Annotated in this window: 15 protein-coding genes; 11 read left to right on the top strand and 4 right to left on the bottom strand. The window is 63.6% G+C overall.

The window, feature by feature from the left end; all coding sequences use genetic code 11:
* From KBZ15_RS11385 to KBZ15_RS11360, 6 genes are all read left to right on the top strand, one after another.
* On the top strand, window positions 1–708 hold a 708-nt coding region (locus KBZ15_RS11385), incomplete at its 5' end, for a DUF4055 domain-containing protein (protein WP_255015345.1).
* The gene (locus KBZ15_RS11380) at window positions 705–1,208 is read left to right on the top strand and encodes a hypothetical protein (RefSeq protein ID WP_255015344.1); all 504 of its coding nucleotides are present in this window, start codon (window positions 705–707) and stop codon (window positions 1,206–1,208) included. The genes KBZ15_RS11385 and KBZ15_RS11380, both read left to right, overlap by 4 nt.
* A gap of 9 nt (window positions 1,209–1,217) precedes the next feature.
* The gene (locus KBZ15_RS11375) at window positions 1,218–1,802 is read left to right on the top strand and encodes a hypothetical protein (RefSeq protein WP_255015343.1); all 585 of its coding nucleotides are present in this window, start codon (window positions 1,218–1,220) and stop codon (window positions 1,800–1,802) included.
* A 17-nt stretch (window positions 1,803–1,819) separates the two neighbouring features.
* Entirely contained in the window at window positions 1,820–2,107 is a 288-nt protein-coding gene (locus KBZ15_RS11370) for a prevent-host-death protein (protein ID WP_255015342.1), read from the top strand.
* 28 nt (window positions 2,108–2,135) lie between these two features.
* On the top strand, window positions 2,136–2,453 hold the full coding sequence (locus KBZ15_RS11365) for a nucleotidyltransferase family protein (protein WP_255015341.1): 318 nt from the start codon (window positions 2,136–2,138) through the stop codon (window positions 2,451–2,453).
* Window positions 2,450–2,740: a hypothetical protein gene (locus tag KBZ15_RS11360; RefSeq protein WP_255015340.1), complete on the top strand. Its 291-nt coding sequence runs from the start codon at window positions 2,450–2,452 to the stop codon at window positions 2,738–2,740. Before KBZ15_RS11365 ends, KBZ15_RS11360 begins: the two co-directional genes overlap by 4 nt.
* 176 nt (window positions 2,741–2,916) lie before the next feature.
* On the opposite strand, the gene istB is transcribed toward KBZ15_RS11360, so the two are convergent.
* The 3 genes from istB to KBZ15_RS11345 form a co-directional block, all read right to left on the bottom strand.
* Window positions 2,917–3,765 (bottom strand): IS21-like element helper ATPase IstB, encoded by an 849-nt coding sequence (istB, locus tag KBZ15_RS11355; RefSeq protein WP_255015339.1) that lies wholly within the window; start codon window positions 3,763–3,765, stop codon window positions 2,917–2,919.
* Window positions 3,766–3,861: 96 nt separating this feature from the next.
* Complete coding sequence (locus tag KBZ15_RS11350) at window positions 3,862–4,104, bottom strand: hypothetical protein (RefSeq protein ID WP_255015338.1); 243 nt, start codon at window positions 4,102–4,104, stop codon at window positions 3,862–3,864.
* 59 nt (window positions 4,105–4,163) lie between these two features.
* Window positions 4,164–4,307 carry a DUF1651 domain-containing protein gene (locus KBZ15_RS11345; RefSeq protein ID WP_255015337.1) on the bottom strand — a complete coding sequence of 48 codons (144 nt, stop codon included), beginning with the start codon at window positions 4,305–4,307 and terminating at the stop codon, window positions 4,164–4,166.
* A 299-nt stretch (window positions 4,308–4,606) separates the two neighbouring features.
* On the opposite strand from KBZ15_RS11345, the gene KBZ15_RS11340 reads away from it, so the two are divergent.
* Complete coding sequence (locus tag KBZ15_RS11340; protein ID WP_255015336.1) at window positions 4,607–5,830, top strand: glycosyltransferase family 2 protein; 1,224 nt, start codon at window positions 4,607–4,609, stop codon at window positions 5,828–5,830.
* Between the two features lie 584 nt (window positions 5,831–6,414).
* Window positions 6,415–8,031 carry an FAD-dependent oxidoreductase gene (locus KBZ15_RS11335; RefSeq protein WP_396123451.1) on the top strand — a complete coding sequence of 539 codons (1,617 nt, stop codon included), beginning with the start codon at window positions 6,415–6,417 and terminating at the stop codon, window positions 8,029–8,031.
* A 166-nt stretch (window positions 8,032–8,197) separates the two neighbouring features.
* On the opposite strand, the gene arsB is transcribed toward KBZ15_RS11335, so the two are convergent.
* Window positions 8,198–9,268 (bottom strand): ACR3 family arsenite efflux transporter, encoded by a 1,071-nt coding sequence (gene arsB / locus KBZ15_RS11330; protein WP_255015334.1) that lies wholly within the window; start codon window positions 9,266–9,268, stop codon window positions 8,198–8,200.
* A 94-nt stretch (window positions 9,269–9,362) separates the two neighbouring features.
* Between arsB and KBZ15_RS11325 the strand changes: the two genes are divergently transcribed.
* The 3 genes from KBZ15_RS11325 to KBZ15_RS11315 all read left to right on the top strand — a co-directional run.
* Window positions 9,363–9,506 carry a hypothetical protein gene (locus tag KBZ15_RS11325; RefSeq protein WP_255015333.1) on the top strand — a complete coding sequence of 48 codons (144 nt, stop codon included), beginning with the start codon at window positions 9,363–9,365 and terminating at the stop codon, window positions 9,504–9,506.
* Between the two features lie 96 nt (window positions 9,507–9,602).
* Complete coding sequence (locus KBZ15_RS11320; protein WP_255015332.1) at window positions 9,603–9,758, top strand: hypothetical protein; 156 nt, start codon at window positions 9,603–9,605, stop codon at window positions 9,756–9,758.
* Window positions 9,755–10,018 (top strand): type II toxin-antitoxin system VapC family toxin (locus KBZ15_RS11315; protein WP_255015331.1); only part of this gene is annotated, 264 nt, incomplete at its 3' end. The genes KBZ15_RS11320 and KBZ15_RS11315, both read left to right, overlap by 4 nt.

Here is a 10,018-nt window from a genome sequence, read left to right as displayed (position 1 = left end):
AAGCAGCGCCTCGATCAGCGCCACTACCGCGGCATCAACCAACTACCTGCTATTTGGTATGCCAGCCATGGCGCTACTTTTGGCGAGGGGGAGTTGCCCCACCTGGGTCTTGCGCACCAGTACCTCAACCACTTCCGCTGCCAGAGCGACTACCAGGAGCTGCTGTACCGAACGGCACTGCCAGTGGGCGTACGCACCGGTGTGGCTGGCCCGATGGGCAGTAGCTCAGCCAGTGAGCCGGTGGTGCTGGGACCAAACAGCGTCATCGACCTACCGGAGGGAGCCAGCTTCCAGTTCGTCGAAATCCAGGCCCGGTCTTTGGCTGAACACCGCGCCTGGCTGGAATCGCTCGATCAAGGCATGCGCCGTGATGCCCTGATCCCCGCTGCTGCCCAGGGGGCACCGCGCACGGCAATGGAGATCTCAATGGCCGCTTCCCAGGCCTATGCCCTGCTGCAGAGCCAGGCGATACAAAAGGCCTCGATGTTTTCTTCTCTGCTGCAGCACTGGTGCGCTATCACCGGTGAACCGCTGCGAGTGCAGGAAGGCCCCGCCCTGACGGTTGAGATCAGTCCGCTGGCGCCAGCACCTAAGCCCCAGCCGACCGTGAGCGAGATGTTGCAGCTACAGGAACGGGGAATCATCAGCGAGCAGGCCCTGCGGCAATGGCTGGGGGATCTGGCCGGCATTGCCCCGGCATCTGCATGACCACCACCAGCAGCACCTGGCAACCGCAGGATCAAGAAGCCATCCGCCAGGCGCTGGGCTTGCCGGCCACCGTGCCCTGCCTCGATGCCATCGGCCGGGCGATGGCGGATCTGGAGCGGGGGCATCCAGCTGGGGTGCTCAGCGCCCGGGCCCTGCTTGATGCGGTGGTGCTGATCGATCAGCAGTTGCTGGCGGGCGGGCCCGAGCAGGAGCAGGCAATCGAGAAGCGCTCCTCCTCCGGGCCGATCGCTGGTTCAGTGGCAGCCGGTGGCGATGCCCCGCTGCAGAAAGCCGATGTGATCGCATACGACACGGCACTGCTGCGCCACGAGAGCGAAACCATCTACGCCAATCCCCGCTCCAGCTCGGCGGCACTGCTCAGCCAGCGGCGCCGCTACAGCGAGCAGTTGCTTCTGCTTCTGCCGGCGATGGCCAGCTGGGTTCATTTCACAGCTGCTGCTGCGGGCTCACTGGGCAATACCTCCCTGCTGCGGGGCTGAGCGATGGCGATGATCAGCCCGCGCTGCTTCACCAGCAGCCAGCACCAACGCAACGGGGCTAGTGGACGCTCTCCGCAGTGGGGCCCCACCCCCCTGCAGCCATTTGCCAATGCCCGCCTGCTGCTGGGCGAAAACGCCATTCCTGGTGACACCACCTCTGCTGTGGTGGCCAGCCACGTGCTCGAGTGCTTTCTTGAACGCTCCCGTTACATCACCGCCAGAGACAACGGCCCTGGTGTTGATACCGGTGACTTCACCTTTCAAGGGATGATCTGCCGTGCCACCCGGCTGCCGCCGCACCCTGGTGCGATCTGGCTGAGTAGGGAGCTGCAGTGGAGTCAGAACGGCCGGCGTGTCTCCGCTGCCGGCAGAACCGTTGCGGCTCCCTGCGAGGGCACAATTTGGCTTGGTGATCTGGGCCTGCTCAATGCCGCAGGTGATGCAGGTGTCGATCCCTATGCCCTGTACACCTTGTTCACCGTGCTGGAGTTCGGCGCTAGCTACGGTTCAGGCGGCATCGGTGGCCTGGTGCAGCCGCTGATTGGTGAGCGGGTGTTCGGAACCCTCAAGCCGAATCGGTTCGACCAATCCTAGGGTGTGTACACACTTGTATGGTCAAGGCCGTGGCCGCCCGTGTCGGCATTCGTGAGCTCAGTGCCAAGTTGGCTTATCACCTTGAGCTGCTGACGCCGATTGAGGTGACGCGCCACGGCCGCACGATCGGCCTCTACGTACCCCTGCCCCAGGAGGTTGGACTGGATGATCGGGAACGATTGCTGGCAGCCGGCCGGTTGATGCAGGCCGAGCTGGAGCGCCTTGGCCTCACAGAGAAGGAGCTGAGTGCTGACTTCAAGGCTTGGCGTCGTAAGTCAGCAGAGCTGACTGCGCTGTCGAACTAGTCGATACTGGCTGGATGCAACTGGTTCCATGACCAGCTCGGCCGCCCAACCAGCACTCGACCTTCAGGAGCTCCTTTCGCTTCTGCGCGGGCGCCAGAGCGAGTGGCGGCAGCGGTACCAGCTGCAACGCATCGGCCTGTTTGGCTCCACGGTTCGCAACCAGGCCACCGCTACCAGCGATGTGGATGTCTGGGTGGAACTCGACCCGCTCACACCGTTTGCGACTGTGCACCTCAAAGAAGAGCTGGAGCAGCTGCTGCAGCGCCCTATTGACCTGGTGCGCTTGCGAGAACGCATGAACCCAGCGCTACGAGCCGCGATCCTCAAAGAGGGCATCAGCGCGTGAGTGGTGATCTGCTTTTACTGCTGACGCCACTGCGACAGGTCCTAGAGCGGATCGAGCGCAAGGCAAAGCCCCTCCTAGACGATCCAGCTCTGCTGGAGCAGGAGGAAGGCCAGGACTTACTCGATGTGATCTGCATGCAGTTCTTGGCAGCCGGGGAAGCCCTAAAGCGATTGGAAAAGCTCCGCCCAGGCCTTCTGGCGGCCAGCTTCCCTGAGATCGATTGGAAGGGCGCCATGGGATTTCGCGATGTCATTGCCCACCAGTTGTCAACCGACATCGAAAACTGAGCCACTTCCGACACCGAAAACTGCGCCACCCCTGAGCAGGTCTGGGGCCTTGTTTCCGTAGTGGTTCCGCCTTGGCTGCTCCGGCGGTGCCTCTGCTTGCTCATGGTTTTCTTGTCTGGTTGCGTTGGTTGTCGTCTGGTATTGATGCCGGTGAGGTTGCTCCGGCTGTTTTCCCCTCAGACCTCCTTGGCTGGTGTCGGTGGCGGTAAGCCGTCGACACCAGCCAAGGAGGAGCCGCCCGCCTGCGGGCGGAACAGTCCAGATCTGCGCTTCTCCCTCAGCCGGTAGCTGTCGCCGCGGATCGTCACCACGTGGCTGTGGTGCAGTAATCGATCGAGGATCGCCGCCGCTACCACCTGATCGCCGAACACTTCATCCCACTCCTCGACCGGGCGGTTGGAGCTGATCAGCACGCTGCCCTGCTCATAGCGGCGGGAGATCAGCTGGAAGAACAGGTGCCCGGCCGCTGGTTCGAGCGGCAGGTAGCCCAGCTCATCAATGATCAGCAGTTTCGGTTTGGCGTACTGAGCCAGCCGCATCTCCAGCGTTCCCTGCTGCTGCGCCTTGACCAGGGCGCCGAGCAACTCCATCGCTGTGGTGAACTGCACCGTGTAGCCACGGGCCACCGCCTCTCGGCCCAGCGCCACCTCCAGGTGCGTCTTGCCGACTCCCGGTGGGCCGAGCAGCACCACGTTGTCGCCATTAGCGACCCAGCGGCAGGTGGCCAGATCACGGATCTTGCCCGGATCGATCGAGGGCTGGGCCTCGAACTCAAATCCCTCCAGCGTCCGCACGAACGGGAAGTGGGCGATCGTCATCGCCATCGACAGCCGCCGCTGCTCCTTGCTCGCCACCTCGGCGGCGCAGAGCCAGGCCAGGGCCTCGCGCAGATTCAGCTGCCGCCTGGCGGCTTCCTCCAGCAGTCCGTCCAGCTGCTCGCGGATCGCGCCCAGCCGCAGCCGGTTGAGCATCCCGTCGAGATCCTCCACCAGCCGCTGGATCTCGGCCAGTTCAGCGGCAGTCATGCCAGAGCGAGATGGCGCCGGTGGTTGTTGCGTGCTGCGCGCAGTCATATTTAGGATGTTTATTGGGCAATGTGTTTGTGAAATTAAGGTGGCTTTTCAGGCGGCCTGGGGGCCGCGCTGCTGGGTGGCGTAGTTCGTTGCACCGCCTGCCGCCAAAACCAAGCCACCGCTGATGGCGAGAAACACCAGGGTCTGCAGCAGCAATAAGAAGATTCCGATGGCCGACTCGGCCAGGATCTGTAATCTCGCCTTGATCAGCAGGGTGAGCAGCAGCAGGACAGTGGCCTTGAAGCTCAGCACCTTGGCCGTGCTGAACGGTAAGAATGGGTTCAGGAGCACAGGTTGATCACGGTTGCCCCCATGCTGGTGGCGGGCTTATCCGGTACCGGTGGCGCCATTCAGGCCCGCAGCCGCTTCTGCGGGATCCACTGCGGCGGAGACGCCCGCCAACCCTCCTGCCGCTTCTGGGCCCAGAGGTTGATGGCCTGCTCGCGGCTCAGCTGCTTGCGGTGCTTGAGCAGCGGCGGCTCTCCACTGGGCATCAATTCCCCCAGCGTCACCTCCAGCAGCTGACTCCAGCGGTCGTAGTGGCAGGGCTGGAAATGGAGACCTGGCGAACGCTGCTCAGCCAGCCCTCAGATCTTCACCGCAGATGGGATGGGGCCAAAGACTGGTGAGCACTTGCCTCCCTACGTGGTCATGCCTCTGAAACGCTCTTGGGCTGGGCATGGGCCCGTGCTGATCGCTGCTGTCGAACCGGATTGGCCACCGCGGCGATCAGCGACTCGGGAATGTGGAACCGGTCGGGCCACCATGGTCAGAATGACCTGAGGGCTACGGCATGGATCCAGCCACGGCCCTCGCCTGGGCGCTGCTGTCACTGGCCGCCGCAGCCGCCCTTGGCCTGCTGACCCTGATCGCAGGCCTGGCGCGGGTGTTTGCGCAGGCGCCCAGGCTGATGGAGCAGCCAGAGCCGGGAACTGAAGCGTCAGAGGCCCTGGCCAGCACCTCGCTCACGGTGGTGGTGCCCACCTATAACGAAGCGGCCAACATCGCCGCCTGCCTTACCAGCCTGCTGCGCAGCGAGGACCCATGCGGTGACTGGCGGGTGTTGCTGGTGGACGATCGCTCCAGCGATGCCACGGTGGCGTTCGCCGAGGAGGCTGCAGGAGCCTGCGGTGCCACGGAGCCCCGTTTCTCACTGCTCGACGCCGGGGCCCGGCCGGAGGACGAGCGCTGGGTGGGCAAGAACTGGGCCTGCAGTCGTGCCATGGAGCAGGTGATCAGTGACTGGGTGCTGTTCGTCGATGCAGATGTGCGCCTGCAGCCAGCCTCCCTGCGGCGCGCCCTGGCCCAGGCGAGCGTTGACGGGGCGGACCTGCTAAGCCTCGCGCCGCGACTGAGCTGCGGCTGCCTGGCGGAGTGGATGGTGCAGCCAATCATGGTCAGCCTGTTGGGGCTCGGCTTTCCGATTGAGGCCGCCAATGATCCCGCCAGTCCGGTGGCGTTCGCCGCCGGGCCGTTCATGCTATTCCGCCGCAGCGCCTACGCGGCCATAGGCGGCCACAGGGCCCTGGCGGCGGAGGTGGTGGAGGACCTGGCTCTGGCGCGGCGGATCAAGCAAGGCGGCCATCGCTTGCGTTACCTGCTGGGGTTGGATGCGCTCGAGCTGCGCATGTACAGCGATTTCACCTCCCTGTGGGAGGGCTGGACCAAGAACTGGCTGCTGGGCCTCGATGGCGATGTGGCCAGAGCCCTGGCGGCCTCCTCGGTGGTGCTGCTGATGTTCAGCGGCCCCTGGCTAATGACCCCGGCTGCGGCCTTCGCCGCAGTGCTGCTGCCGAATCAGCGGCTGGTGCTGCTGGCCGCCCTTGCCCTTGCCCTGACGGGCATCGGCCTGCAGCTGGTCCTGCGCCTGTGGACCCGCCGCCACTTCCAGGTGCCGCTGACCCTTTGGTGGCTTATGGGAGCCGGTGCCCTGGTGGTGGCGGCGATCGGCCCGGTGTCGGTATGGCGCACCCTCAGCGGCCGCGGTTGGACCTGGAAGGGGCGGCCGTTGGCGTGAACGGCGACTGGAAATCCAGTGTCGGCAAATCGGGCGGCGGGTGATGCCGTTGCCCAAGCGCTCGGCGGCGAGCGGTTCATGAAGAGCTTTAGCCGCAGATCACAATCGGTGGCGACCTGGGAGGAGAAGCTTGCCTGCCCCCGAGACCGTCCGATGGTGACTGCATCACCAACCGGGGTGAGCTCGGTCTACTTCACGTTCGCTTCAGTCACGCCGAGCCAATTGGCCACCAGCACCTGCGCGGCGACTATTAGGTAGACGGACGCCTACGTAGTAGACACCGGGCACGCTCCGCATCAACGAATACAACGGCAAATTCTGCTGGTACAGCGCTGCGATCCACGGCAGCAACAACGAGACGCGCATCGGCGCGAAGCACACCGGTGACTACCTGAATGTGAAGGAGCCGATCCTCAAGACCCTGCTCAACACCGTGAAGCAGGGGATGAGGCGGTAGTGACGGCCAATGGCCTCTGCACACCCTGAGCGAGGCGCCGATCGGGGTCGCACCATTGATCTGCCTAGCCCCAAGCACCAACTAGACCTGATGATCCTGCACTGTGCGTACTCGCTCGAGAATGGCCATGACGGAGACATCTAGTCCTTCCCACGTGGTGGTGATCGGCGGGGGCTGGGCCGGTTGGGGTGCGGCCAAGGCCCTCGGCGAAGCCGGCGTGCGCGTGACCCTGCTGGATGGGATGGCGGATCCCACCGGGAGCACACCCCTGACCACCGCCAGTGGCAAGCCGTTTGAAGCCGGCACCCGCGGCTTCTGGAAGGACTACCCCAACATCAATGCCCTCACTGCAGAGCTCGATCTGGGCCCGATTTTCACGGACTTCACCACCAGTGCTTTCTGGTCGCCCGATGGCCTGGAGGCCACAGCGCCGGTGTTCGGGGATGCGCCCCAGTGGCCGAGCCCGCTGGGACAGGTGGCTGCAACGTTCACCAACTTCAGACGCCTGCCGATAGCCGATCGGCTGAGCATCACTGGACTTCTTTACGCGATGCTCGATCTCAACCGCAGCGATGCGGTGTATCGGAGCTACGACAACATCGATGCGCTGACGTTGTTCCGGAGTGTCGGAATCAGCGAGCGGATGATCAACGACTTCCTGCGCCCCACCCTGTTGGTTGGTCTGTTCAAGCCGCCCGAGGAGCTTTCGGCAGCGGTGACGATGGAGCTTTTGTACTACTACTCCTTTGCCCACCAGGATTCCTTCGATGTGCGCTGGATCAGGGCGAGCAGCATTGCTGAAGCCTTGATCGCGCCCCTGGCGCGCCGACTGATCAATCGCCACGGTCTACAGGTGTGCGGAGGCACACTGGCCGCGCGTTTGAATCTCACGCCAGACGGCAAGGCGGTTGCTTCGGTGGAAACCCGTGCCGTTGGCTCAGGCGAGCTGGGGCTGATTGAGGAGGTGGATGCGGTGGTGCTGGCGGTGGGCGCCAAGGGGTTGGGCGCGCTGATGGCGAATTCCCCGGCCTGTGCTGCAGCTGCCCCGGAGCTGGTGGATGCCGGCAGCCTTGGTGCCATTGATGTGGTGTCGGTGCGTCTGTGGCTGGACACCTACGTGGAGGTTACCGATCCCGCCAACGTGTTCTCCCGTTTTGAGGTATTGCAGGGGGCCGGCTGCACCTTCTTCATGCTCGACCAACTGCAGAAGGAGGAGGAAGCGGCCCTGTGGGGTGGGGAACAACCCCGGGGATCGGTGGTCGCCAGCGACTTCTACAACGCTTCAGCCATTGCGGCACTCAGCGATCAGGACATCGTGGAGTTGTTGATGCGGGAGCTGTTGCCGGTAGCCAATCCCGCCTTTCGCACCACCACGGTGCTGGAGTCGGAGGTGCGGCGCTATCCGGGGTCGGTGTCGCTGTTTGCACCGGGGAGTTTCAGCAAGCGGCCGCCGCTGGACACTGCTCTGCCTTCGATCGTGTGCGCCGGCGACTGGGTGCGGATGGGCAGCCGGGAGCATGGCGCCAAGGGGCTGTGCCAGGAGCGGGCCTATGTGTGTGGCCTGGAAGCCGCCAATTCCTTGATCCGGCGCAAGGTCGTCACCACCTCCACATCTCCTGCAAGGGAACACCCCGTGCGTCCGATCCGCGCTGATGAATCGCAGGTGCTGATCGGCCGTGCACTGAATGCTTTGTTGATGAACCAGGCGGAAGCTCTGGGTCTGCGCTGGCCCTGGTTGCGATGAGACAGCTTCTGATCAAGGGCGAATGAACTGAACTAAGCCTTAGGAGTTTGCTGAAAAACCAGTCCTACGTTTCGGTCGAGCAGCGGATCCCGGACTACCGCCTCAGACGGCCCAGAACCTCCGCTGGCGGCCTGCAGCGGAGCGTCGACTTCCACCACGAGGAGCTTCATCGCTCAACCCGGAACTGAGGTCGCAACCACAGCGATACATAAACCAGGCTCACCAGCACCGGCACCTCTATCAGGGGGCCGATGACTCCGGCCAGAGCCTGCTGGGAGGTGACCCCCCAAATGCTGATGCACACGGCAATCGCCAACTCGAAGTTGTTACCAGCTGCCGTGAAAGCCAGGGCAGAGGTGCGTGGGTAGTCGAGGCCGCTTCTCTTTCCAACGGCGAAAGCAATGCTCCACATCAGCACGAAGTAGAGCAGCAACGGAATCGCCACCTTGATCACCTGGACAGGATCCGAGGTAATGGCCTGGCCCTGCAGGGCGAACATCAACACGATCGTAAACAGCAGGCCGTAGAGAGCCCAGGGTCCGATCCGCGGCAGGAACACCTGCTCATACCAGCGGTGCCCCTTTAGACGTACGCCGATCAGACGGGTGAGGAAACCAGCCGCCAGCGGAATTCCCAGAAAGATCAGCACCGCCTTGGCGATCTCACCAAATGAGAAGCGCACAACCTGACTGTCGAGCCCAAGCCAGGCCGGAAAGATCTGCAGGTAGAACGTACCCAGCACGGCATAGATGAACATCTGCAGGATCGAATTAATCGCCACCAGCAGGGCTGCTGCTTCCCGGTTCCCCTGGGCCAGATCGATCCAGATCAGAACCATCGCAATGCAGGGTGCGATGCCGATCAGGATCAGTCCAGTGCGAAAGCCCGGCTGATCCGGCAGAAACAGCCAGGCCAGGGTGAACATCAGCAGTGGGCCAAGGCCCCAGGTCAGCCCCAATGTCAGGGTGAGCAGGCGCCGATCGCGGGCCATGTGGCCGAGTTCGCCGTAGCGCACTTTGGCCAGCACGGGGTACATCATCATCAGCAGGCCGAGGGCGATCGGCAGGGAGGTGTGATCCACCTGCGCAGAACTCAGCAATTCCTGCAGGCCGGGCACCATGCGCCCCAACAACAGGCCTGCGGCCATCGCCAAAAGGATCCACACCGGTAGTAAGCGGTCGAGCCAGGGGAGCTTGCCCTGCAGACCAGCGCCTGCAATGAAGGGAGGTCGATCCATGTCGCTTTCAGGCATGGCGAATCAGGCACATGCCCTGCATTGTCATCACCCGAGCAGGTTGCAGGGCGAAATTGGCGGAGGCGGTGGATAGCTTGTGCTGCGCTCCCAGGGACAGGACGATGCCAAACGCCCGGCCCAGCGCTGCATCACGACCAGGGAGGCAGCCTCACGGCTGGCTGCTGGGCGGGGCTGGCTCGCCAAGGACCCGGTCTTTGACGACTTGGTGCAGCAACGCTGACTTTGTTCAATTCGATCAATGATGGAACCGGTGAACATCCACCAAGCCAAGACCCAACTCTCCCAGTCGCTGCATGTGGTGTAGCAGGGAGAGGAGGTGGTGATTGCCCGGGCCGGCGTGCCGATTGCACGGCTGGTGGGCTGGCAGGCTCCAGCCCAGCCGGTAGCAGCGCCCGGGGCGATGCTCGGCCAGATCAAACTGGCGGATGACTTCAATGCACCCCGGGATGGCCTGTTCGAGGCGCTGAAGTGACACGGCTGCTGCTCGACACCCCCTTGGTTCTGTGGTGGCTGAATGACGATCAGAGTTTGCCGGAGCCTGTGGCGGAGCGCCTGCAGGCTCCGGAGGCAGAGGTGTTTGTTAGTCAGGCCTCGCTATGGGAGATGGCGATCAAGGTGTCGAGCGGCCGCTTGCAAGTGGATCTGCCTGAATTGGAGCGCCAGGTGCCGTTGCAGGGCTTTCGCTGGTTGCCGATTCGCAACGCCCATCGCGATCCCTTTGATCGGCCGCTG

The organism is Cyanobium sp. BA20m-p-22, from assembly GCF_024346275.1.
Lineage (GTDB): Bacteria > Cyanobacteriota > Cyanobacteriia > PCC-6307 > Cyanobiaceae > Cyanobium_A.
The sequence above is the reverse complement of the archived record's forward strand: the minus strand, read 5'-3'. Positions and strand labels throughout refer to the sequence as shown.